This window comes from Streptomyces longisporoflavus (assembly GCF_014649775.1).
In the GTDB taxonomy this organism is placed as follows: domain Bacteria; phylum Actinomycetota; class Actinomycetes; order Streptomycetales; family Streptomycetaceae; genus Streptomyces; species Streptomyces longisporoflavus.
Map to the genome: position 1 here is coordinate 10,588 of NZ_BMTR01000031.1, position 23,346 is coordinate 33,933.

Genomic DNA, 23,346 nt, shown 5'->3' on the forward strand with positions numbered 1-23,346 from the left:
GATAGGGCTCCGCACCGACACCTCCGGAGTTATCCACAGGCCGATGCCCGGCACCCCGTCGGACGGAGTGCCGGGCATCGGCGAGTAGAACAGGCGGGCTAGCGGACGAAGACCCCCGCCTGGTTCGCCAGATCCAGGAAGTACTGCGGGGCCACGCCCAGGACCAGCGTCACCGCGACGCCCACGCCGATCGCCGTCATCGTCAGCGGCGAGGGCACGGCCACGGTCGGGCCGTCCGCCTTCGGCTCGCTGAAGAACATGAGCACGATCACGCGGATGTAGAAGAACGCGGCGATCGCGGACGAGAGCACACCGACCACGACAAGCGCACCGGCGCCGCCCTCCGCCGCCGCCTTGAAGACAGCGAACTTTCCGGAGAACCCGGAGGTCAGCGGAATGCCGGCGAAGGCGAGCAGGAACACCGCGAAGACCGCGGCGACCAGCGGCGAGCGCCGTCCGAGCCCCGCCCACTTCGACAGGTGCGTGGCCTCGCCGCCCGCGTCCCGCACCAGCGTGACCACGGCGAACGCGCCGATCGTCACGAAGGAGTAGGCCGCGAGGTAGAAGAGGACCGACGAGATGCCGTCCGGGGTCATGGCGATGACACCGGCGAGGATGAAGCCCGCGTGGGCGATCGAGGAGTACGCGAGCAGCCGCTTGATGTCGGTCTGGGTGATCGCGACGATCGCGCCGGCCAGCATCGTGAGGATCACGACGCCCCACATCACCGGACGCCAGTCCCAGCGCAGCCCCGGCAGGACCACGTAGAGGAGCCGGAGCAGCGCGCCGAAGGCGGCCACCTTCGTCGCCGCGGCCATGAAGCCGGTGACCGGGGTGGGCGCACCTTCGTACACGTCCGGGGTCCACATGTGGAACGGCACCGCGCCGACCTTGAAGAGCAGCCCCATGACGATCATCGCGGCACCGATCAGGAGCAGCGCGTCATTGCCCATGGTGTCGGCGAGCGCGGGGTTGATCTCCTGGACGCTGCCGTCGATGACCTTGGCGATGGTGCCGTACGACACCGAGCCCGCGTAGCCGTAGAGCAGGGCGATGCCGAAGAGCAGGAACGCCGAGGAGAACGAGCCGAGCAGGAAGTACTTGACGGCGGCTTCCTGCGACATCAGGCGCTTGCGGCGGGCGAGCGCGCACAGGAGGTAGAGCGGCAGCGAGAAGACCTCAAGGGCGATGAAGAGCGTCAGGAGGTCGTTCGCCGACGGGAAGACGAGCATCCCGCCGACCGCGAAGAGCGCGAGCGGGAACACCTCGGTGGTGGTGAACCCGGCCTTGGTGGCGGCCTGTTCGCCCTCGCTGCCCGGCACGGAACCGGCCTGCGCGGCGAACGAGTCGACGCGGTTGCCGTGCGCCACCGGGTCGAGCCGCCGCTCGGCGAAGGTGAAGATCGCGACGAGTCCCGCGAGGAGGATCGTGCCCTGGAGGAAGAGCGCCGGTCCGTCGACCGCGATGGCGCCCATGGCCGCGATGTGCGCCTTCGTCGTGCCGTACCCGTTGGCGGCGAGGCCGACGACCGCGGCGAAGGCCGCGGTGAGGGCGACGACGGCCACGAACACCTGCGCGTAGTAGCGCGTTTTGCGCGGCACGAAGGCTTCGATGAGGATTCCGAGGACCGCGGCGCCGATGACGATCAACGTCGGCGACAGCTGCGCGTACTCGATGGTGGGAGTGTCGATCTTGTCGATCGCGTCCCCGGGCGCCGCGGCCGACGCCATTGTCCACAGGCTGTGGACGGCTGATGCGCTCACTTGGCCGCCTCCACGTCGGGCTTCGGGTCCTTCTGCTGTACGTCGGACATGGTGTGCTTGACCGCCGGGTTCACAAGATCGGTGAGCGGCTTCGGGTAGACACCGAGGCCGATCAGGAGCGCGATCAGCGGCGCGACGACCAGGAGTTCACGAGCCCGCAGGTCCGGCATGGCCGAGACCTCTGGCTTGACCGGGCCCGTCATCGTCCGCTGGTAGAGGACGAGGGTGTAGAGCGCGGCGAGCACGATGCCGATGGTGGCGATGATCCCGACCACCGGGTAGCGCGCGAACGCGCCCACGAGGACCAGGAATTCACTCACGAAGGGCGCGAGTCCCGGCAGCGAGAGCGTCGCGAGGCCGCCGATCAGGAAGGTGCCGGCGAGTACCGGTGCGACCTTCTGCACCCCTCCGTAGTCCGCGATGAGCCGCGAACCGCGACGCGAGATCAGGAAGCCGGCCACCAGCATCAGGGCGGCCGTCGAGAGCCCGTGATTGACCATGTACAGCGTCGCGCCGGACTGGCCCTGCGAGGTCATCGCGAAGATGCCGAGGATGATGAACCCGAAGTGCGAGATCGACGCGTACGCCACCAGGCGCTTGATGTCGCGCTGGCCGACCGCGAGCAGTGCGCCGTAGACGATGCTGATCAGCGCGAGCACGAGGATGACCGGCGTCGCCCACTTGCTCGCCTCGGGGAAGAGCCCGAGGCAGAACCGCAGCATCGCGAAGGTGCCGACCTTGTCGACGACCGCCGTGATCAGCACGGCGACCGGGGCCGTGGACTCGCCCATCGCGTTCGGCAGCCAGGTGTGCAGCGGCCACAGCGGCGCCTTCACCGCGAAGGCGAAGAAGAAGCCGAGGAACAGCCACCGCTCGGTGCTCGTCGCCATCTCCAGCGTGCCGTTGGCCCGCGCCTCGGTGATCTCCTGGAGCGAGAAGTTCCCGGCCACTACGTAGAGCCCGATGACCGCGGCCAGCATGATGAGGCCGCCGACGAGGTTGTAGAGCAGGAACTTCACGGCCGCGTACGAGCGCTGCGCCGAGGCGTTCTCGTCGGTACCCGAGTGGGCACGGTCCCCAAAGCCGCCGATGAGGAAGTACATCGGGATGAGCATGGCTTCGAAGAAGATGTAGAAGAGGAAGACGTCCGTGGCCGCGAAGGAGATGATCACCATCGCCTCGACGGCCAGGATCAGGGCGAAGAAGCCCTGGGTCGGCCGCCAGCGCGAAGACTTGGTCTCCAGGGGATCGGCGTCGTGCCACCCCGCGAGGACGATGAAGGGGATCAGGAGCGCGGTGAGCGCGATGAGGGCGACACCGATGCCGTCCACACCCAGTTCGTACCGCACCCCGAATTCCGCGATCCAGGAACGCGACTCGGTCAGTTGATAGCGGGCCCCGTCGGGGTCGAACCGCACGAGCACGGTCACGGCGAGCGCGAGCGTGGCGAGCGAGACGAGCAGCGCGAGCCACTTGGCGGCGGTGCGCCGGGCGGCCGGTACGGCTGCCGTGGCGATCGCGCCGACCGCGGGCAGGACCGCCGTCGCTGTCAGGAGGGGAAAGGACATCGGTATCAGACCGCCCTCATCAGCAGGGTCGCGGCGATGAGTACCGCAACGCCGCCGAACATCGAGACCGCGTAGGAGCGGGCATAGCCGTTCTGCATCTTGCGCAGCCGTCCGGAGAGGCCGCCGACCGAGGCCGCCGTGCCGTTGACGACTCCGTCTACCAGGGTGTGGTCGACGTAGACCAGGGAGCGGGTGAGGTGCTCTCCGCCGCGCACCAGGACGACGTGGTTGAAGTCGTCCTGGAGGAGATCGCGCCGGGCCGCCCGGGTGAGCAGCGAACCGCGCGGGGCGGTGACCGGGACGGGACGGCGCCCGTACTGGACGTAGGCGAGGGCCACACCGATGATCAAGACCACCATGGTGGCGCCCGTGACCGTGGCGGCGCTCAGCGGCGAGTGACCGTGGTCGTGCCGGGTGACCGGCTCCAGCCAGTGCATGAAGCGGTCGCCGATGCTGAAGAAGCCGCCCGCGAAGACCGACCCGAAGGCGAGCACGATCATCGGGATCGTCATGGACCTGGGCGACTCGTGCGGGTGCGGCTCGTCGTGCTCGCCGTGTGTCTCGGCGGCGGGCTCGGCGCTCGGCTGGTCCGGGGAGGCCGTCGCGCGGTGGCGCCAGCGCTCCTCGCCGAAGAAGGTCATGATCATCACCCGCGTCATGTAGAACGCGGTGATCGCGGCGCCGAGCAGCGCGACCGAGCCGAGGATCCAGCCCTCCGCGCCGCCCTTGGCGAACGCCGCCTCGATGATCTTGTCCTTGGAGAAGAAGCCGGACAGGCCGGGGAAGCCGATGATCGCCAGGTAGCCGAGGCCGAAGGTCACGAAGGTGACCGGCATGTACTTCCTGAGGCCGCCGTACTTCCGCATGTCGACCTCGTCGTTCATGCCGTGCATGACCGAACCGGCCCCGAGGAAGAGCCCGGCCTTGAAGAAGCCGTGCGTCACGAGGTGCATGATCGCGAAGACGTAACCGATGGGGCCGAGGCCCGCGGCCAGGATCATGTAGCCGATCTGGGACATCGTCGAGCCGGCGAGGGCCTTCTTGATGTCGTCCTTGGCGCAACCGACGATCGCACCGAAGAGGAGCGTGACCGCACCCACGACGGTGACGACGAGTTGCGCGTCCGGGGCGCCGTTGAAGATCGCGCCGGAGCGGACGATCAAGTACACGCCGGCGGTCACCATCGTCGCCGCGTGGATGAGGGCCGAGACCGGGGTCGGGCCCTCCATCGCGTCGCCGAGCCAGGACTGCAGCGGCACCTGGGCCGACTTGCCGCACGCCGCGAGCAGCAGCATCAGGCCGATGGCCGTCAGCTTGCCCTCCGACGTCTCACCCGTGGCCTCCAGGACAGGACCGAAGGCGAAGGTCCCGAAGGTGGTGAACATCAGCATGATCGCGATCGAGAGGCCCATGTCGCCGACCCTGTTGACCAGGAAAGCCTTCTTCGCGGCGGTGGCCGCGCTGGGCTTGTGCTGCCAGAAGCCGATCAGGAGGTACGAGGCGAGGCCGACGCCCTCCCATCCGACGTACAGGAGGAGGTAGTTGTCGGCGAGGACCAGGATGAGCATCGCCGCGAGGAACAGGTTGAGGTAGCCGAAGAAGCGGCGGCGCCGCTCGTCGTGCTCCATGTACCCGATGGAGTAGATGTGGATCAGTGTGCCGACACCGGTGATCAGCAGCACGAACGTCATCGACAGCTGGTCGAGCTGGAAGGCGACGTCCGCCTGGAAACCCTCCACGGGGATCCAGCTGAACAGATGCTGCGAGAGGGTGCGCTCCTCGGCGCCCCTGCCCAGCATGTCGGCGAAGAGCACCGCACCCACGACGAAGGAGGCGGCCGCGAGCAGCGTGCCGAGCCAGTGGCCGACACGGTCCAGCCGCCGCCCGCCGCACAGCAGTACGGCCGCTCCGAGCAGAGGCGCTGCCACGAGCAGCGCGATCAGGTTCTCCACTTTTCAGCGACCCCTTACAGCTTCATCAGGCTGGCGTCGTCGACCGAGGCCGAGTGACGGGAGCGGAACAGCGACACGATGATCGCGAGGCCGACCACGACTTCCGCCGCGGCGACGACCATCGTGAAGAACGCGATGATCTGGCCGTCGAGATTGCCGTGCAGCCTGGAGAAGGCCACGAAGGCGAGGTTGCACGCGTTGAGCATCAGCTCGATACACATGAAGACCACGATCGCGTTCCGCCTGATCAGCACGCCGGTGGCGCCGATCGCGAACAACAGCGCCGCGAGATACAGGTAATTGACCGGATTCACTTCGACGCCTCCTCGGTCTTGGGCGACCGCTCGAGACGGTCCGCGGAGCGCTGTTCGAGGGCCCGCAGGTCGTCAAGGGCCTCGTTCGACACGTCGCGGATCTGGCCGCGCTCCCGCAGCGTCTTGTTGACCGTGAGCTCCGACGGGGTGCCGTCGGGGAGCAGGCCCGCGATGTCCACGGCGTTGTGCCGGGCGTAGACACCGGGGGCGGGCAGCGGCGGCAGGTGGTTGGAGCGCACGCGGGCCTCGGACATCTCGCGCTGCGTCTTGGCGCGCTCCGTGCGCTCGCGGTGGGTGAGCACCATCGCGCCGACGGTGGCGGTGATGAGCAGGGCGCCGGTGATCTCGAAGGCGAAGACGTACTTCGTGAAGATGCTCTCGGCGAGGCCCTCCACGTTGCCGCCCGCGTTCGCCTTGCCCATGCCCGCGAACTCGTTCACCGAGGCGTTCCCGATGCCCGCGAAGAGCAGGACGGCGAAGCCGAAGCCGCAGAGCCCGGCCAGCCAGCGCTGGCCCTTGATGGTCTCCTTCAGGGAGTCGGCGGCGGTGACGCCGACGAGCATGACCACGAAGAGGAAGAGCATCATGATCGCGCCGGTATAGACGACGACCTGGACGATGCCCAGGAAGTACGCCCCGTTGGCGAGGTAGAAGACCGCAAGGATGATCATGGTCCCGGCGAGGCAGAGCGCGCTGTGCACGGCCTTCTTCATGAGGATCGTGCACAGGGCGCCGATCACGGCGACCGTGCCGAGCACCCAGAACTGGACGGCCTCACCGGTGGATGTGGTGTAGGCGGCGAGTTCGGTCATCGGTTGATCACCTCCCCGGACGCGGGCTCGGAGTCCCCGAAGGTGGAGGCGGCTTCCTGGGGCGTCTCGCCCTTGGAGAGAGCCACTTGGGGCACCGTGCCGGGCGCGGCCTCCGTCACCAGACCGCGGTAGTAGTCCTGCTCGTCCGCGCCGGGGAAGATCGAGTGCGGTGACTCGACCATGCCTTCCTCCAGGCCCGCGAGCAGCTGCTCCTTGGTGAAGATGAGCTTCTCGCGGCTGCTGTCGGCCAGCTCGAACTCGTTCGTCATCGTCAACGCGCGCGTGGGGCACGCCTCGATGCACAGGCCGCACAGGATGCAGCGGGCGTAGTTGATCTGGTAGACGCGGCCGTAACGCTCGCCCGGGGAGTAGCGCTCCTCCTCGGTGTTGTCCGCGCCCTCCACATAGATCGCGTCGGCTGGGCAGGCCCAGGCGCAGAGTTCGCAGCCGACGCACTTCTCCAGGCCGTCCGGATGGCGGTTGAGCTGGTGCCTGCCGTGGAAGCGGGGAGCGGTGATCTTCTCCTGCTCCGGATACTGCTCGGTCAGCCGCTTCTTGAACATGGCCTTGAAGGTCACGCCGAAGCCCGCGACGGGGTTCTGGAACCCCTGCTTCGATTGGTTCGACTCGTGCTGCGACTGGTTGGGCTCGTTCTTCGACTCAGCCATCGGACGCCTCCTTTCCGTCACTTCCGGTTCCGTCACTTTGAGTATCCGGCCCACCACTGACAATCAACTCGCGCTCGCGGCGCGGGCGTCGTCGCGGTACGGGCGGCAGGCTCTGTCCGGGCAGCGGCGGGACCGGGAATCCGCCCGCCATCGGGTCGAAGGCGACGGGCTCCTCGCTCTCGGACCGCGCCGCCTCTTCCTTCTCGCGCTTGTCGCGGAAGATGTCGACGACGACGGACAGCAGCAGGAGCGCGATGACTCCGCCGCCCACGTAGAGCGCGATCGAGGTGAAGTCGTACTCCTCGTTCCGCATCGCCCTGACCGTCGCGACGAGCATCAGCCAGACGACCGAGACCGGGATCAGGACCTTCCAGCCGAGCTTCATCAGCTGGTCGTAGCGGACGCGTGGCAGCGTGCCGCGCAGCCAGATGAAGAAGAACAGCAGCAGCTGGACCTTGATCACGAACCAGAGCATCGGCCACCAGCCGTGGTTCGCGCCCTCCCAGAAGGTGCTGATCGGATACGGGGCCCGCCAGCCGCCCAGGAAGAGGGTGACGGAGACCGCCGAGACGGTGACCATGTTGACGTACTCGGCGAGCATGAACAGCGCGAACTTGATCGACGAGTACTCGGTGTTGAAGCCGCCGACGAGGTCGCCCTCGGACTCCGGCATGTCGAACGGAGCGCGGTTGGTCTCACCGATCATCGTCACGATGTAGATCAGGAACGAGACGGGAAGCAGCAGGACGTACCAGCGGTCCGCCTGCGCCTCCACGATCGCCGAGGTCGACATCGACCCGGAGTAGAGGAACACCGAGGCGAACGCGGCACCCATCGCGATCTCGTACGAGATCATCTGCGCGCAGGAGCGAAGGCCGCCGAGGAGCGGATAGGTGGAGCCGGAGCTCCAGCCGGCGAGCACGATGCCGTAGATGCCGACCGAGGCGACCGCGAGGATGTAGAGCATCGCGATCGGCAGGTCGGTGAGCTGCATCGTCGTGCGCTGGCCGAAGATCGAGATCTCGTTGCCCGCGGGGCCGAAAGGGATCACCGCGATCGCCATGAAGGCCGGGATGGCCGCGACGATCGGCGCGAGGATGTACACCACCTTGTCCGCGCGCTTGACGATCAGGTCTTCCTTGAGCATCAGCTTGATGCCGTCCGCGAGGGACTGCAGCATGCCCCAGGGGCCGTGCCGGTTGGGACCGATGCGCAGCTGCATCCAGGCGACGACCTTGCGCTCCCACACGATGGAGAAGAGCACCGTCACCATCAGGAACGCGAAGCAGAACACCGCCTTGATCGCGACGAGCCACCACGGGTCACGGCCGAACATGGACAGGTCTTCCGCCGCAAGCGGCACCATGTGGTGCATCACGACGTCACCTCCGGGGCCTCAGAGGGCTCCGGCAGGAGCGCCGGGCCGATGCGGACGAGGTCGCCGGGGCGCGCGCCGGTGTCGGAAGTGACGCCTCCCCCGGTCGAGTTCAGCGGCAGCCACACCACGCGGTCGGGCATCGCGGTGACCAGGAGCGGCAGTTCGGTGGCCCCCGCGGGTCCGGTGACGGCAAGGACGTCGCCGTCCTTGACGCCCGCCTCGGCCGCGGTGGCCGCCGAGAGCCGGGCGACCGCGGCGTGCCGCGTGCCGGCGAGGGCTTCGTCGCCCTCCTGGAGGCGGCCCCGGTCCAGGAGCAGTCGGTGGCCGGCGAGAACGGCCTCTCCGGAGGCGGGCCTCGGCGGCTGAGCGGCGGTCTCCAGGGGCTCCGCGGCGTGCGTGCCGTCCCAGCCGCCGAGCCGGTCCAGTTCGCGCCGGACGCTCGCCAGGTCGGGAAGGGCGAGGTGTACGTCCCCGGCGTCGGCCAGCATGTGCAGCACGCGCGCGTCCGTCGGGGCCAGCGTGCGCGTCATGTGGTCGGGCTTCAGCGCCGCGTCGAACATCCGTGCCCTGCCCTCCCAGTTGAGGAAGGTGCCGGGCTTCTCCGCGACCGCGGCCACCGGCAGCACGACATCGGCGTGCTCGGTGACCTCACTGGGCCGCAGCTCGAGGGAGACCAGGAACCCGACCTCGGAGAGAGCTTCACGCGCGCGTGCCGGGTCGGGAAGGTCGGCGACCTCCACCCCGCCCACCAGGAGCGCGCCCAGTTCGCCGCTCGCGGCTGCCTCGATGATCTGGCCGGTGTCGCGGCCGTACCGGTGCGGGAGTTCGGCGACGCGCCAGGCGCCCGCGACCTCGTCCCGCGCGCGCGGGTCGGTGGCGGGCCGCCCGCCGGGGAGCAGCGAGGGCAGCGCGCCTGCCTCGATGGCGCCGCGCTCTCCCGCCCGGCGCGGAATCCACACCAGGCGCGCGCCGGTCGCGGTCGCGGCCCGTACGGCGGCGGTGAGCCCGCCGGGCACGGCGGCGAGCCGCTCGCCGACCACGATCACCGCGCCCGGGGAGAGCAGCGCCTCGGCCGCCGCGGCGCCTTCGCCCTCCAGGCCGACTCGGCCCGACAGGGCATCAAGCCACTCCGTCTCGGTGCCGGGAGCCGCGGGCAGCAGCGTGCCGCCCGCCTTCTCCAGGCCCCGGCTCGCGAACGTCGCGAGGGAGAACGTCCGCTGGCCGTGCTTGCGCCATGCCTTGCGAAGCCGCAGGAAGACCCCGGGCGCCTCCTCCTCGGCCTCGAAGCCGACGAGCAGCACCGCGGGTGCCTTCTCCAGTTCCGCGTACGTGACTCCGGCGCCGTCGAGATCCCGGCCACGGCCCGCGACCCGGGCGGCGAGGAAGTCGGCCTCCTCGCTGCTGTGCACGCGCGCGCGGAAGTCGATGTCGTTCGTGTCGAGCGCCACGCGCGCGTACTTGCTGTACGCGTAGGCGTCCTCCACGGTGAGGCGCCCGCCGGTCAGCACACCAGCACGGCCGCGCGCGGCGGCGAGCCCGGTGGCCGCGGCTTCCAGGGCCTCGGGCCAACTGGCCGTCTCCAGCTCACCCGTCTCCGCGTTGCGCACCAGCGGCGTGGTGAGGCGGTCCGGCTTCTGCGCGTAACGGAAGCCGAAGCGCCCCTTGTCGCAGAGCCACTCCTCGTTGACCTCGGGGTCGTCCGCCGCCAGGCGCCGCATGACCTTGCCGCGCCGGTGGTCGGTACGGGTCGCGCAGCCGCCCGCGCAGTGCTCGCACACCGAGGGCGACGACACCAGGTCGAAGGGCCGCGAGCGGAAGCGATACGCCGCCGAGGTCAGCGCGCCGACCGGACAGATCTGGATGGTGTTGCCGGAGAAGTACGACTCGAAGGGGTCGCCCTCGCCCGTGCCGACCTGCTGGAGCGCGCCGCGCTCGATCAGCTCGATCATCGGGTCGCCCGCGATCTGGTTCGAGAACCGGGTGCAGCGCGCGCAGAGCACGCACCGCTCGCGGTCGAGAAGGACCTGCGTGGAGATCGGCACCGGCTTCTCGTACGTCCGCTTCTTGCCCTCGAAGCGGCTGTCCGGGTCGCCGACCTGCATCGCCTGGTTCTGCAGGGGGCACTCGCCGCCCTTGTCGCAGACCGGGCAGTCCAGCGGGTGGTTGATGAGGAGCAGCTCCATCACTCCGCGCTGGGCCTTCTCGGCGACCGGCGAGGACAGCTGCGACTTCACGACCATGCCGTCGGTGCAGGTGATGGTGCAGGAGGCCATCGGCTTGCGCTGGCCCTCCACCTCGACGATGCACTGGCGGCAGGCGCCCGCCGGGTCGAGCAGCGGGTGGTCGCAGAAGCGCGGGATCTCGATGCCGAGGAGCTCGGCGGCCCGGATGACCAGCGTTCCCTTGGGGACGCTGATCTCGATGCCGTCGATCGTCAGCGACACGAGGTCTTCCGGCGGAACCGCCGCCTCGCCTCCACCGGAGGGAGCGCTGTTTGTGGTCACTGTCATGCGTTCACCTCCGAATGTGCGGCGGGCCGGTCGGCCCAGAGAGTCGACTTGGCCGGGTCGAAGGGGCAGCCCTTGCCGGTGATGTGCTGCTCGTACTCCTCGCGGAAGTACTTGAGCGAGGAGAAGATCGGCGACGCGGCGCCGTCACCGAGGGCGCAGAACGACTTGCCGTTGATGTTGTCGGCGATGTCGTTGAGCTTGTCCAGGTCGGACATGACGCCCTTGCCCGCCTCGATGTCCCGGAGCAACTGCACCAGCCAGTACGTCCCTTCGCGGCAGGGCGTGCACTTGCCGCAGGACTCGTGGGCGTAGAACTCGGTCCAGCGCGTGACGGCCCGCACGACGCAGGTCGTCTCGTCGAAGCACTGCAGCGCCTTCGTGCCGAGCATCGACCCGGCGGCGCCCACTCCCTCGTAGTCCAGCGGGACGTCGAGGTGCTCGTCGGTGAACATCGGCGTCGAGGAGCCGCCCGGCGTCCAGAACTTCAGCCGGTGGCCGGCCCGCATCCCGCCGCTCATGTCGAGCAGCTGGCGCAGCGTGATGCCGAGCGGGGCCTCGTACTGGCCGGGGCTGGTGACGTGGCCGCTCAGCGAATAGAGCGTGAAGCCGGGGGACTTCTCGCTTCCCATCGACTTGAACCACTCTTTTCCGCGATTCAGGATCGCGGGAACCGACGCGATGGACTCGACGTTGTTGACGACAGTGGGGCATGCGTAGAGGCCCGCGACGGCCGGGAAAGGGGGACGCAGTCGCGGCTGGCCACGGCGGCCTTCGAGCGAGTCGAGCAGCGCGGTCTCCTCACCACAGATGTACGCGCCCGCACCCGCGTGCACGGTGAGTTCGAGGTCGAGTCCGCTGCCCAGGATGTTCTCGCCCAGGAATCCCGCCTCTTTCGCCTCACGCACGGCCTCGTGCAACCGCCTGAGCACGGGGACGACTTCACCGCGCAGGTAGATGAAGGCATGCGAAGAACGGATCGCGTAGCAGGCGATCACGATCCCCTCGATGAGGGAATGCGGGTTCGCGAAGAGGAGCGGGATGTCCTTGCAGGTCCCCGGCTCCGACTCGTCGGCGTTGACAACTAGATAGTGCGGCTTTCCGTCTCCCTGCGGAATGAACTGCCATTTCATTCCGGTGGGGAATCCCGCGCCGCCCCTGCCCCGCAGGCCGGAGTCCTTCACGTACGCGATGAGGTCGTCCGGCGCCATGGCCAGGGCCTTGCGCAGGCCCTCGTAGCCCTCGTGCCGCCGGTAGGTCTCCAGCGTCCAGGACTTCTCCTCGTCCCAGAACGCCGAAAGGACCGGTGCGAGCAGCTTCTCGGGGCTCGTCTCGTTGTCGATCTCGGCTGCCAAGGTCATCACTCCCCCTCCTCGGCGGTCGGTCCGGCCGGGTGGGCCGGGTCGGATGCCGAGGTTTCCTGCGGTGCGTCGTGCGAGCTGAGGTGCTCGGCAGGTGCCTCGTCCTGCGGGCCGCCCGTGCGCGGGTGCACCACGCGCGGCTGGGGCAGATCGCCCTTGGCCAGGCGCAGTCCGATCAGCGAGGCCGGGCCCGCGCCGCCGCTCGCCTCGACGGCGCCCGCGCGCTCGTCGGGGAAGCCCGCCAGAATCCGGGCCGTCTCCTTGTACGTGCACAAGGGGGCGCCGCGGGTCGGTTCGACCTGCACGCCCGCGCGCAGGTCGTCGACGAGCCGCTTGGCGGTCTCGGGGGTCTGGTTGTCGAAGAACTCCCAGTTGACCATCACGACGGGAGCGAAGTCACAGGCCGCGTTGCACTCGATGTGCTCCAGCGTGACCTTGCCGTCCTCCGTGGTCCCTTCGTTGCCGACTCCCAGGTGCTCCTGGAGCGACTCGAAGATCGCGTCGCCGCCCATGACGGCGCACAGGGTGTTCGTGCAGACGCCGACCTGGTAGTCGCCGGAGGGCTTGCGCCGGTACATCGTGTAGAAGGTCGCGACCGCGGTGACCTCGGCGGTGGTCAGGCCGAGCACCTCCGCGCAGAAGGCCATGCCCGTGCGCGTGACGTGGCCCTCCTCGGACTGCACCAGGTGCAGCAGCGGGAGCAGCGCGGACCGGGAGTCCGGGTAGCGGGCGATGACCTCCTTGGCGTCCGCGTCGAGCCTGGCCCGTACGTCGGCCGGATAGTCGGGGGCGGGGAGTTGGGGCATGCCCAGGCTGACGCCCGTGCCCTGCTGGGGAGTGGTGGTCACCGGTCGACGCCTCCCATCACGGGGTCGATGGACGCGACGGCGACGATGACGTCGGCGACCTGGCCGCCTTCGCACATCGCCGCCATGGCCTGCAGGTTGGTGAAGGACGGGTCGCGGAAGTGGACCCGGTAGGGGCGGGTGCCGCCGTCGGAGACGACGTGCACGCCGAGTTCGCCCTTGGGCGACTCGACCGCGGTGTACGCCTGCCCGGCCGGGACCCGGAAGCCCTCGGTCACCAGCTTGAAGTGGTGGATCAGGGACTCCATGGAGGTGCCCATGATCTTCTTGATGTGGTCGAGCGAGTTGCCGAGGCCGTCCGGGCCGAGCGCGAGCTGCGCGGGCCAGGCGATCTTCTTGTCGGCGACCATGACCGGGCCGGGCGCGAGCCGGTCCAGGCACTGCTCGACGATGCGCAGCGACTGGCGCATCTCCTCCAGGCGGATGAGGAAGCGTCCGTAGGAGTCGGCGGTGTCGGCGGTCGGGACGTCGAACTCGTAGTTCTCGTAGCCGCAGTAGGGCTGCGCCTTGCGCAGGTCGTGCGGCAGGCCCGCCGAGCGCAGGACCGGGCCCGTGGCGCCGAGCGCCATGCAGCCGGCGAGGTCGAGATAGCCGACGTCCTGCATGCGGGCCTTGAAGATGGGGTTCCCGGTGGCGAGCTTGTCGTACTCGCCGAGGTTCTTCCGCATCTTCTTCACGAACTCGCGCATCTGGTCCACTGCCCCCGGAGGCAGGTCCTGGGCGAGGCCGCCGGGCCGGATGAACGCGTGGTTCATGCGCAGACCGGTGATCAGCTCGAAGATGTCGAGAACGAGTTCACGATCCCGGAAGCCGTAGATCATGATGGTCGTCGCGCCCAGCTCCATGCCGCCGGTGGCGATGCACACCAGGTGCGAGGAGAGCCGGTTGAGCTCCATCAGGAGCACGCGGATGACCGAGGCGCGGTCCGGGATCTGGTCCTCGATGCCGAGGAGCTTCTCGACCCCGAGGCAGTACGCCGTCTCGTTGAAGAACGGCGTCAGGTAGTCCATGCGCGTGACGAACGTCGTGCCCTGCGTCCACGTGCGGTATTCGAGGTTCTTCTCGATGCCCGTGTGCAGATAGCCGATGCCGCAGCGGGCCTCGGAGACGGTCTCGCCCTCGATCTCCAGGATGAGCCGGAGCACACCATGGGTGGAGGGGTGCTGCGGACCCATGTTGACGATGATGCGCTCGTCGTCGGACCGGGCCGCGGACTGGACGACCTCGTCCCAGTCGCCGCCGGTGACCGTATATACGGTCCCCTCGGTCGTTTCGCGGGCGGAAGCATGAGAAGTGGACATCAGCTGTACGACCTCCGCTGGTCCGGAGCCGGGATCTGGGCGCCCTTGTACTCGACGGCGATACCGCCGAGGGGGTAGTCCTTGCGCTGCGGGAAGCCCTGCCAGTCGTCCGGCATCATGATCCGCGTGAGCGCCGGGTGACCGTCGAAGATCAGGCCGAAGAAGTCGTACGCCTCGCGCTCGTGCCAGTCGTTCGTCGGATAGACCGTCACCAGCGAGGGGACGTGCGGATCGGCGTCGGGGGCACTGACTTCGAGCCGGATCAGGCGGTTGTGGGTGATCGAGCGCAGGTGGTAGACGGCGTGCAGCTCGCGGCCCTTGTCCTCCAGGAAGTGCACCCCCGAGACGCCCGTGCAGAGCTCGAAGCGCAGGGCCGGGTCGTCGCGCAGGGTCTGCGCGACCCGGACGAGGTGTTCGCGCGCGATGTGGAAGGTGAGTTCGTCGCGGTCGACGACCGTCTTCTCGATCGCGTTCTCCGGCAGGAGCCCCTGCTCTTCCAGGGCTCCTTCCAGTTCGTCCGCCACTTCGTCGAACCAGCCGCCGTAGGGACGCGCGGAGGCGCCCGGCAGGGTGATGGTCCGTACGAGGCCGCCGTAACCGGACGTGTCGCCGCCGTTGTTGGCGCCGAACATGCCCCTGCGGACGCCGATGACCTTGCCGGCCTCGTCCCGGGGGGCGGGGACGCCGTTTCCGTTCAGGTGTTCGTCGTGCTCGTCGTGCGCGTCGCTCACCGCAGCAGCCCCTTCATCTCGATGGTGGGGAGCGCCTTGAGGGCCGCCTCCTCCGCCTCGCGGGCCGCTTCCTCGGCGTTGACCCCGAGCTTGCCGCCCTGGATCTTCTGGTGGAGCTTGAGGATCGCGTCCATCAACATCTCCGGCCGCGGCGGACAGCCGGGCAAATAGATGTCAACAGGGACAATGTGGTCCACGCCCTGCACAATCGCGTAATTGTTGAACATCCCGCCCGATGAAGCGCAAACCCCCATGGAAATGACCCACTTGGGGTTGGGCATCTGGTCATAGACCTGCCGCAGGACCGGCGCCATCTTCTGGCTCACGCGGCCCGCCACGATCATCAGATCGGCCTGCCGCGGCGAACCGCGGAAGACCTCCATGCCGAAGCGCGCCAGGTCGTAGCGCCCGGCCCCCGTCGTCATCATCTCGATGGCGCAGCACGCGAGGCCGAAGGTCGCGGGGAAGACGGATGACTTGCGCACCCAGCCCGCGGCCTGTTCGACGGTGGTCAGCAGAAATCCGCTCGGCAGTTTCTCTTCGAGTCCCATGCTCTTGGCCCCTCAGACCTTTAGTCCCATTCCAGGCCGCCACGCCGCCATACGTACGCGTACGCGACGAAGACGGTGAGCACGAAGAGCAGCATCTCCACGAGCCCGAAAATCCCCAGCGCGTCGAAGGTGACGGCCCAGGGGTAAAGGAAGACGATCTCGATGTCGAAGACGATGAAGAGCATCGCCGTCAGGTAGTACTTGATCGGGAATCGCCCGCCGCCGGCCGGAGTCGGCGTCGGCTCGATACCGCACTCATACGCCTCGAGCTTGGCGCGGTTGTACCGCTTTGGACCGATAAGCGTGGCCATGACCACGGAGAAGATCGCAAAGCCTGCCCCGAGGGCTCCCAGCACGAGGATGGGCGCATAGGCGTTCACGCTCCTCGCTCCTCTCAGTCGGCACTGACTGTTGGCGGTTGCTTTGGGCCGCGGCCCGCACTCACGAAGATCGCGTACATGTGAAGCAGGTCACAAGCCCAACTGCACCGCATCTTATGCCTGCCGGTCTGTGATCTGCGACACGGGGTGCGACAACGGCTTTGTGATCTCCACCACCTGACGAAGGATCATGAAGTCGGATGAGCGGTGATCTTCATACTCGAAGCGCCTGAGTGATCACCAGAGGTGACATCTCAGCGGGTTACCGCTGGTCGAGAGGGGGTTGCTATATCAAGCAATGGTCGCCGCAGGCAAATTGGCGCTGGACATGGCGGCTTGATAGTGGCGGCGCGTTCACACCCCGGAGGGAGAGGTGTGAACAAACGTGGACACTCGCGGCCGCGTGCACCGATTCACTAGCTGGGCGACGGACGGTCGCCGGCGAGCACGGCCGCGGATGACCGCAGGTGGCCGCAGGAGGTCTCGAGTGGCCCCAGGAGGTCGCGAGTGGCCGCAAAGAGGGCTGCACGCGAGCCGCACACCGTCGGCACGCGTGCGCACGCACGAGCACCCGCGGGACACGCGAGGCACATGTCGTCACCGTTCGGACAAATCAGCACCGGCCCGGCACCGGCTCTCCGTCGATCGCCCGTCGATCCGTCACCAATCCCCCACGCGGCCAACAACCCTGATTTCTTCGGGATATCTCAGAAAGGTCTCGGCCTGATCTCAGGGAGATCCCCTAGGGTCGAGCATGTGACCTGCATCACGTGCTGACGGACCGTGAAAAAGCCGGGCTTGGCCAACCGGCTCAACCGGTGGTAGTCCATGGGCAATTCGGGCGTATCGCAGAAAACCCATGATCACAGGCGTGATCGCCACTGTCCGCATTGCCCGTTACGGCGTCAATAAGAAGTGACACGCCCGGGATTCGGGGACTCCGGGGGCAACTGTGGCGCACCCCACGTTTCTTGATGGGAACCCTGACTCCCTGATAGCGGTTGTTCTCATGTCCCACACCGCTCACATACCCAGCCACCGGAAGCCCCGTCGTAGCGCCACGAAGCAGGCCCTGCGCGCCGGAGTTGCCGGTGGCGTCCTCAGCACCCTGGCAGTGGCCGCGGCCGCTGGCACGGCGAACGCCGCCGAGCCGGTGACCGAGACCATCGAAATGCCTACGCTCACCACGGATCTGTCCACGCAGATCGCGCAGTCCGCTGAGGCCACCCAGCAGACCGCCGACAGCTACCAGCTCCGTGCCGAGCAGGACGCGGCCGCCGTGAAGGCCGCCAAGCAGGCCAAGGAAGACCAGGCGAAGGCCGAGAAGAAGGCCGAAGCCAAGGCGAAGGCCGAGGCCGCCGCCAAGAAGAAGGCCGAGGAGGAGCGCGCCTCGCGTTCCGCCGAGCGCACCACGCTCAGCGCCGCCGGCGGCTCCAGCGCCTCCACCGTCGACACGCCCGCTCCGGCCAGCGGCAGCGTCGGCACGGTCATCAGCTTCCTGAAGGCCCAGCTCGGCGACGCGTACGTCATGGGTGCCTCCGGACCCAACGCCTGGGACTGCTCCAGCCTCGTCCAGGCCGCGTTCAAGCAGGCGGGCGTGGACCTTCCGCGCGTCTCGCAGGACCAGTCGGTCTCCGGTACGCCGGTCTCGCTCTCCAACGTCCAGGTGGGCGACATCCTTTACTGGGGTGGCGCGGGCTCCGCGTACCACGTGGGTGTGTACATCGGTAACGGCCAGTACCTCGACGCCGCCAACCCCGGCAAGGGCGTTGTCATCCAGGACCTGTCGGGCTACCCCGCCGACGGTGCCGTGCGCGTCCTCTGAGGACCCTCACAGACACGCAGGCGCGTAGAACAGATACGTAGAAGGGCCGGGAACCCCCAGCGGGTTCCCGGCCCTTCTACGCGTCCTCAGACCTGTGCCCGGTCCTCGCGCCCGGTCCTTACGCCTTCGGGGCCACCTTGCTCAGGCCGTTGATGATGCGGTCCATCGCGTCGCCGCCCGTCGGATCGGTGAGGTTCGCCAGCATCTTCAGCGTGAAGCGCATCAGCATCGGGTGGGTCAGACCACGCTGCGTCGCGATCTTCATGATCTTGGGGTTGCCGATGAGCTTCACGAAGGCGCGGCCCAGGGAGTAGTAGCCGCCGTAGGTGTCCTTGAGGACCTTCGGGTAGCGCTGGAGCGCCAGTTCGCGCTGGCCGGGGGTCTGCCGGGCGTGCGCCTGGACGACGACGTCCGCCGCGATCTGCCCGGACTCCATGGCGTACGCGATGCCCTCGCCGTTGAACGGGTTCACCATGCCGCCCGCGTCGCCCACCAGGAGCAGGCCCTTGGTGTAGTGCGGCTGGCGGTTGAAGGCCATGGGCAGTGCGGCGCCGCGGATCGGCATCGTCATGTTGTCCGGGGTGTAGCCCCACTCCTCCGGCATCGACGCGCACCAGGCCTTCAACACCTCGCGCCAGTCCAGCTCCTTGTAGGCGGAGGAGGAGTCGAGGATGCCGAGCCCGACGTTCGACGTGCCGTCGCCCATGCCGAAGACCCAGCCGTAGCCGGGAAGGAGCCGGTCCTCGGCGCCGCGGCGGTCCCACAGCTCCAGCCAGGACTCCAGGTAGTCGTCGTCGTGGCGGGGCGAGGTGAAGTACGTACGGACCGCGACGCCCATCGGGCGGTCCTCGCGGCGGTGCAGTCCCATCGCGAGGGAGAGCCGCGTCGAGTTGCCGTCCGCGGCGACCACCAGCGGGGCGTGGAAGGTGACCGGGGTCTTCTCCTCGCCCATCTTCGCGTGCACGCCGGTGATGCGGCCCGTGCGGTCGTCGATGACCGGGGCGCCGACGTTGCAGCGCTCGTGCAGGCGGGCGCCCGCCTTCTGGGCCTGGCGGGCGAGCTGCTCGTCGAAGTCGTCGCGCTTACGGACCAGGCCGTAGTTCGGGTAGGCGGCGAGTTCCGGCCAGTCGAGCTGGAGCCGGACACCGCCGCCGATGATGCGCAGGCCCTTGTTCCGCAGCCAGCCCGCTTCCTCGGAGATGTCGATCCCCATGGACACCAGCTGTTTGGTGGCACGCGGCGTCAGACCGTCTCCGCACACCTTCTCCCGCGGGAACGCGGTCTTTTCGAGGAGGAGTACGTCGAGTCCGGCCTTCGCCAGGTAGTAGGCCGTCGTGGAACCGGCTGGCCCGGCCCCGACGACGATCACATCAGCGGTGTGTTCGGAGAGGGGCTGGGGCTCGGTCACGGCGGGTTCTCCCCAAGGCTCGAAATCTGTGTGCCGGCAGGCACGGGATATGGGCAGTCTATGCAGCGGTACTGATCCGCCAGCCGAAGGGCCACCCGTGACAAAGCAGGCACTGCCGACCGAGACCCTGCCCGCCGTACAGCTGCGCGTCCCGACCCACGAGGACGCCTTCGTCTGGCACCGGCTCTTCGACGACCCCGACGTCATGGAGTTCCACGGCGGCGCGTCGGCCGAACTCTCCGTCTACGAGGAGCTGACCGCCCGGCAGCGCAGACACGACGCCGAACACGGTTTCTGCCTCTGGACATTGCTCGACGCCGACGGAGAGCCGATCGGCTTCACCGGAGCGCAGCCCTGGCCGCACGAATGGGGACCCAAGGGCCAGATCGAGATCGGCTGGCGGCTCGGCCGCGCCGCCTGGGGCAAGGGGTACGCCACAGCCGCCGCGCGGGCGACCCTGGAGCGGGTGCGCGCCGCGGGCGTACGGGACGTGGTGGCGATGGTCGACGCCCGCAACGCACGGTCCGTGGCGGTGACCCGGCGCCTCGGCATGCGACTGGCACAGACGCTCACGACGCCGGTGGGCAAGCGGGACGCACTCCAGTTCGGGCTCGCGCTGTAGCGGCTCTGGCCGGCGGGCGGTGGGGCGACGCGGGTCGGTGAGAAGGGAGAGGGGGCGCGGCGCGGGGAGAGGGGGCGCCGCACCGCTTCCGGCCGGTGCTTCGGCGGGGCTACCCTGCCAATACCGCCGCCGGGGGTGACATCCGTGCCGAAGACGCCCAGGACAGACGAAGTGCGCGTACCGCGCCTCACCGGTCTCATGGCCGTGGACGCGCGCGAGGCGGCGGCGAAGCACGGCGTGTTGCTCGCGGCGCCGGACCGCCCCGACTTCCACCTGGCTGTCGTCGATTACGTGGTCCGGCAGTACCCCACACACGGCGTCTGGATCCCGCGCGATGCCGTGGTCACCGTCTGGTTCGAGCTGGGCCCCGACGACACCGGCGGCGCCGGAGTCCGCGAGCCGCGCCGTCCGGAGCCGCCGGACGGCGGGCTGCACCGCGAGACGGCCGAGCCGGGGCCGGAGGTCGGCGCCGTCTGGTAGTGGTCCCGGGGCCTGATTGATGCCCCTGGGGTCCGGGGTCTGGTGAAGGTCCCCGGGACCTGGATGCGTGTCCCCGGAGTCTGGTGCATGTCCCCGGGGTCTGGTGCGTGTCCCCGGTCGAAGCCGGCCCCGTACGCCTCAGCCGTTGATGCGCCAGTGTTCGAGCGCCGTCCGGTGGATCTCCGCGCCCTCGCTCGTGGGCCAGAAGTCCGCGCGCCAGGAGAGCTGGATGGCGTACTCGGTGCCGTTGTCGGCGACGTAACTCTGGTTCAGGGCGTGGATCTCGCGGCCCGCCGTGTCGGTGAAGGTGTACTCCCAGATGGCACCGCTGCGGCCCTGGAACGTGTTCGGTTCGAGCCGGATACGCTGGTAGTCCGACTTCTTGGGGTCCTTCTTGGCGTCCTTCTCGATGGTCGTGAAGTTCTCGTACGAGGTGTAGTCGGCGTTCGGGACCACGCCGACCAGGAACTCCTCCCGGCCGGTCGACCCCGCGTACACGGTCTGCCCCGGACGGTCCTCGCCCTGCCGGTTCCAGCCGTCGGGCACGGCGAACTCGAAGCCGCTCACGTCGGAGACCACGTCGAAGCCGGTGGGTACGTCGGGGGCCTCGTCCACGGTGTCCGGGCTCTCGTCCGGCTCTTCCGGGGTGGGCGAGGGGGACGGCGACTCGGCCGAACCGTCGATGTCTTCTGTGTCCTCGGGGGCCTCGGGGCCCTCAGGGCCCTCGGAACGACCGGTGTCGTCGGTCCGGCTGATGGCGGGCTTGTCGTCCTTGCCGCCGGCCTTGTCCGCTTTGCCGTCGTCACCGTCTTGCAGGATCAGGACCCCGGCCGCGATGCCGCCGCCGATGACCAGGGCGGCGGTGAGGGTCGCGATCCAGAGGGCGGTACGGCGGGGCTCCGGGACAGTGGGCGGGGGCTGGGACTGGTAGGCGTGCGGGTCGTAGGGGCCGGGGCCGTAGGAGGCGGGGGCGTAGGCGGGGTTCGCGGCCGGGACGTACGTGGGCTGGTCGTGGGCGGACTGGGGCATGGGGGCGGCCGGGTGCGCGGGAGCGGCAACTTCCGCCGCCGGGATGTCCGGCGTCGGGGCGTCCTGCGTAGGGGCGTCCGGCGTGACGGGGCCCACGGCACCTGCGGCACCCGCACCGCCCCCGGCAGCCTCAAAGGACGCGGGCGTACCGGCAGACCCGCCCGGCACCGGCGGTACCACCGGCACCACCGGCATCGGCAGCACGCCAACCCCCGTCGGCTGCCCCGCCACCTGAAGCAGGAACGGCGCGACGAGTGCCGCGACGAAGACCCAGAGCAGCCCGAAGAGCAGCGCGTCCGGCACGCTCACGCCCGCCTCGAAAGTGCCGTTGCCCGAGCCGCCCGAGCTGCCGCCTCCGCCGAACTCCGCCGAGGCGCTTCCGGTGGCGTCGACGCTGACACCGCCGACCCCGGCGAGCAGCAGGAAGAGCCCGAAGAAGATCCCGGCGGCGAGCAGTTGCTCTCCCCGGTGTGCCGAGCGGCGTGCGGCCAGGACGCCGAGGGTCAGCGCACAGACGAGCCCGAGCGCCAACGCCCCCACGATCGACCAGTCGTTGGTGACGTCCCCCAGCTCGGACAGCCCGAAGGACTCGCTCTCGTATCCCCCGCCGTACGCCGAACTGCTCCCCTGCACCGACGCTTCGAGCGGTGCTCCCCAGCCGAGCCCGAGCGCCGCGGCGCCGAGGTTCGGCAGCAGGAGCAGGGCGATGACCAGCGGGGACACGTCGCTCTCGTCGAGGTCGAGCGCGCGTTCGAGGTCGTCGATCTGGGCGATGCTGATGAAGGCGACGAGCGAGCAGAGCACCAGCACGACAGCGAGTGCGCGCAGCGCGGTCCCGGCGGCACGGAACGTCGCCTGCCAGCCCGGCCGTTGTGCCAGCCAGGGGGCGAGGTCGTGGCGGTGCAGTACGCCGAAGGAGACGGCGAGGCCGAGCACGAGCGCCCCGAGCGCGGCGAGCACCGGCGAGGAGGAGAGTTCGACGCCCTCGATCTCGGGCTGCGCGAAGAGGCTGAGCACGAGAGTGCCGACGGTCACCAACAGCGTGACGCGTACGGCCGCTTCGAGCCCCGCCGTGCCGCCGCCATGACCTCCGACGTGACCTCCGCCGTGGCCTCCGTCGCGCAGGAGAATGCGGCTGCGCAGGACGCGTACGCCGATGAAGAGGGCCCCGATCCACAGGGCGGTGGCGGTGAGGGGAATGAGGTGCAGGGTTGCGCTGCCGTCGAAAGCCGCGTCCACACCGGGGCCCTCGCTGCCGAAGACCGACGCCTGTTGCCGGTCGCTCCCCGAGACCTCGAAGCCGCCGCCCACGGCCTGGAGCAGCATCGCGAGAGCGATCCGCATCCGCTCGCCGAAGCCGACGACGACGTCACCGTCACCCTGCCCGTAGGACGGAATGGCCATCGCGACGGCCGCGACGAGCACCAACCCGACTGGCCACAGGGCAGCTTGAGCGGCCCCGGCCCAGTCCCCGCGGAACGCCCGCCCGATGAAGGCACCGACCGGCGAAGGCGCGGAGGGCGCTCCCGGAACGTACGCGGGCGGCGGCGGGGACGCGGGGGCGGCCGGAAGTCCGGGCGCGGTAAGGGAAGTTGCGGTGAACCCCGGCCCGACAGGCGCGCCCGCCTCGGGCCCGCTGCCGGGAGCGTCAGGCTCAGGCTCCACCGAAGCCGAATCCGCAGCCAAAGCTGAATCCGCAGCCGAGGTCGAACCCGCAGCCGAATCCGCTGGCGCGGGCGTATCCCCAGCCCCAGCCGCATCCCCAACCGCAGCCGCAGCCGCAGCCACATCAACATCCGCCGCAGTCGCCCCGCCAAGCTCCGCGGCAGG

The 23,346-nt window shown here is 69.1% G+C and carries 19 protein-coding genes; 3 read left to right on the forward strand and 16 right to left on the reverse strand.

Going from position 1 to position 23,346, the window contains the following annotated elements; all coding sequences use genetic code 11:
• Positions 1-98: 98 nt before the first annotated feature.
• The 14 genes from nuoN to IE226_RS37380 are packed head-to-tail and all read right to left on the reverse strand — an operon-like array spanning position 99 to position 16,152.
• Positions 99-1,763 (reverse strand): NADH-quinone oxidoreductase subunit NuoN, encoded by a 1,665-nt coding sequence (gene nuoN / locus IE226_RS37315; protein ID WP_190085950.1) that lies wholly within the window; start codon positions 1,761-1,763, stop codon positions 99-101.
• Positions 1,760-3,331: an NADH-quinone oxidoreductase subunit M gene (locus IE226_RS37320; RefSeq protein ID WP_190085951.1), complete on the reverse strand. Its 1,572-nt coding sequence runs from the start codon at positions 3,329-3,331 to the stop codon at positions 1,760-1,762. The genes nuoN and IE226_RS37320 overlap by 4 nt, the downstream gene beginning before the upstream one ends.
• Positions 3,332-3,336: 5 nt before the next feature.
• The gene (gene nuoL, locus IE226_RS37325) at positions 3,337-5,283 is read right to left on the reverse strand and encodes an NADH-quinone oxidoreductase subunit L (RefSeq protein WP_190085952.1); all 1,947 of its coding nucleotides are present in this window, start codon (positions 5,281-5,283) and stop codon (positions 3,337-3,339) included.
• Positions 5,284-5,297: 14 nt separating this feature from the next.
• Entirely contained in the window at positions 5,298-5,597 is a 300-nt protein-coding gene (nuoK, locus tag IE226_RS37330; RefSeq protein ID WP_016640174.1) for an NADH-quinone oxidoreductase subunit NuoK, read from the reverse strand.
• Positions 5,594-6,409: an NADH-quinone oxidoreductase subunit J gene (locus IE226_RS37335; protein WP_190085953.1), complete on the reverse strand. Its 816-nt coding sequence runs from the start codon at positions 6,407-6,409 to the stop codon at positions 5,594-5,596. The genes nuoK and IE226_RS37335 overlap by 4 nt, the downstream gene beginning before the upstream one ends.
• Positions 6,406-7,077 carry an NADH-quinone oxidoreductase subunit NuoI gene (gene nuoI, locus IE226_RS37340; protein WP_190085954.1) on the reverse strand — a complete coding sequence of 224 codons (672 nt, stop codon included), beginning with the start codon at positions 7,075-7,077 and terminating at the stop codon, positions 6,406-6,408. Before nuoI ends, IE226_RS37335 begins: the two co-directional genes overlap by 4 nt.
• Entirely contained in the window at positions 7,070-8,452 is a 1,383-nt protein-coding gene (nuoH, locus tag IE226_RS37345; protein ID WP_373307097.1) for an NADH-quinone oxidoreductase subunit NuoH, read from the reverse strand. Before nuoH ends, nuoI begins: the two co-directional genes overlap by 8 nt.
• Entirely contained in the window at positions 8,452-10,965 is a 2,514-nt protein-coding gene (locus tag IE226_RS37350) for an NADH-quinone oxidoreductase subunit G (RefSeq protein WP_190085955.1), read from the reverse strand. The genes nuoH and IE226_RS37350 overlap by 1 nt, the downstream gene beginning before the upstream one ends.
• Entirely contained in the window at positions 10,962-12,323 is a 1,362-nt protein-coding gene (gene nuoF, locus IE226_RS37355; protein WP_190085956.1) for an NADH-quinone oxidoreductase subunit NuoF, read from the reverse strand. The genes IE226_RS37350 and nuoF overlap by 4 nt, the downstream gene beginning before the upstream one ends.
• Entirely contained in the window at positions 12,323-13,129 is an 807-nt protein-coding gene (nuoE, locus tag IE226_RS37360) for an NADH-quinone oxidoreductase subunit NuoE (protein WP_190085990.1), read from the reverse strand. The genes nuoF and nuoE overlap by 1 nt, the downstream gene beginning before the upstream one ends.
• Positions 13,130-13,167: 38 nt before the next feature.
• On the reverse strand, positions 13,168-14,490 hold the full coding sequence (locus IE226_RS37365; protein ID WP_190085957.1) for an NADH-quinone oxidoreductase subunit D: 1,323 nt from the start codon (positions 14,488-14,490) through the stop codon (positions 13,168-13,170).
• On the reverse strand, positions 14,490-15,188 hold the full coding sequence (locus tag IE226_RS37370; protein ID WP_373307098.1) for an NADH-quinone oxidoreductase subunit C: 699 nt from the start codon (positions 15,186-15,188) through the stop codon (positions 14,490-14,492). The genes IE226_RS37365 and IE226_RS37370 overlap by 1 nt, the downstream gene beginning before the upstream one ends.
• A 29-nt stretch (positions 15,189-15,217) precedes the next feature.
• Positions 15,218-15,772, reverse strand: coding sequence for a NuoB/complex I 20 kDa subunit family protein (locus IE226_RS37375; protein WP_160506582.1), 555 nt, complete (start codon positions 15,770-15,772; stop codon positions 15,218-15,220).
• A gap of 20 nt (positions 15,773-15,792) precedes the next feature.
• Positions 15,793-16,152, reverse strand: a complete 360-nt coding sequence (locus tag IE226_RS37380) for an NADH-quinone oxidoreductase subunit A (protein ID WP_003992243.1) — start codon at positions 16,150-16,152, stop codon at positions 15,793-15,795.
• Positions 16,153-17,161: 1,009 nt separating this feature from the next.
• Between IE226_RS37380 and IE226_RS37385 the strand changes: the two genes are divergently transcribed.
• Positions 17,162-17,977: a C40 family peptidase gene (locus IE226_RS37385; protein WP_190085959.1), complete on the forward strand. Its 816-nt coding sequence runs from the start codon at positions 17,162-17,164 to the stop codon at positions 17,975-17,977.
• Between the two features lie 118 nt (positions 17,978-18,095).
• Here IE226_RS37385 and IE226_RS37390 read toward each other — a convergent pair whose 3' ends face one another.
• Entirely contained in the window at positions 18,096-19,385 is a 1,290-nt protein-coding gene (locus IE226_RS37390; protein ID WP_190085960.1) for a geranylgeranyl reductase family protein, read from the reverse strand.
• 97 nt (positions 19,386-19,482) lie between these two features.
• Between IE226_RS37390 and IE226_RS37395 the strand changes: the two genes are divergently transcribed.
• Both IE226_RS37395 and IE226_RS37400 read left to right on the forward strand, forming a co-directional pair.
• A complete protein-coding gene (locus IE226_RS37395; protein WP_229871785.1) occupies positions 19,483-20,007 on the forward strand; it encodes a GNAT family N-acetyltransferase in 525 nt (174 codons plus the stop codon).
• Between the two features lie 144 nt (positions 20,008-20,151).
• On the forward strand, positions 20,152-20,487 hold the full coding sequence (locus IE226_RS37400; RefSeq protein ID WP_229871786.1) for a PASTA domain-containing protein: 336 nt from the start codon (positions 20,152-20,154) through the stop codon (positions 20,485-20,487).
• A gap of 138 nt (positions 20,488-20,625) precedes the next feature.
• Here the strand turns inward: IE226_RS37400 and IE226_RS37405 are convergent, their stop codons facing one another.
• Positions 20,626-22,941 carry a serine/threonine kinase C-terminal domain-containing protein gene (locus IE226_RS37405; protein WP_229871789.1) on the reverse strand — a complete coding sequence of 772 codons (2,316 nt, stop codon included), beginning with the start codon at positions 22,939-22,941 and terminating at the stop codon, positions 20,626-20,628.
• Positions 22,942-23,346: the final 405 nt, after the last annotated feature.

Excerpts from the sequence above, each read along its gene's own strand:
- IE226_RS37320 (WP_190085951.1), bottom strand. The coding sequence starts at position 3,331 with ATGTCCTTTCCCCTCCTGACAGCGACGGCGGTCCTGCCCGCGGTCGGC.
- IE226_RS37335 (WP_190085953.1), bottom strand. The coding sequence starts at position 6,409 with ATGACCGAACTCGCCGCCTACACCACATCCACCGGTGAGGCCGTCCAG.
- nuoI (WP_190085954.1), bottom strand. The coding sequence starts at position 7,077 with ATGGCTGAGTCGAAGAACGAGCCCAACCAGTCGCAGCACGAGTCGAAC.
- nuoH (WP_373307097.1), bottom strand. The coding sequence starts at position 8,452 with ATGCACCACATGGTGCCGCTTGCGGCGGAAGACCTGTCCATGTTCGGC.
- IE226_RS37350 (WP_190085955.1), bottom strand. The coding sequence starts at position 10,965 with ATGACAGTGACCACAAACAGCGCTCCCTCCGGTGGAGGCGAGGCGGCG.
- nuoF (WP_190085956.1), bottom strand. The coding sequence starts at position 12,323 with ATGACCTTGGCAGCCGAGATCGACAACGAGACGAGCCCCGAGAAGCTG.
- nuoE (WP_190085990.1), bottom strand. The coding sequence starts at position 13,129 with ATGCCCCAACTCCCCGCCCCCGACTATCCGGCCGACGTACGGGCCAGG.
- IE226_RS37365 (WP_190085957.1), bottom strand. The coding sequence starts at position 14,490 with ATGTCCACTTCTCATGCTTCCGCCCGCGAAACGACCGAGGGGACCGTA.
- IE226_RS37375 (WP_160506582.1), bottom strand. The coding sequence starts at position 15,772 with ATGGGACTCGAAGAGAAACTGCCGAGCGGATTTCTGCTGACCACCGTC.
- IE226_RS37385 (WP_190085959.1), top strand. The coding sequence starts at position 17,162 with ATGTCCCACACCGCTCACATACCCAGCCACCGGAAGCCCCGTCGTAGC.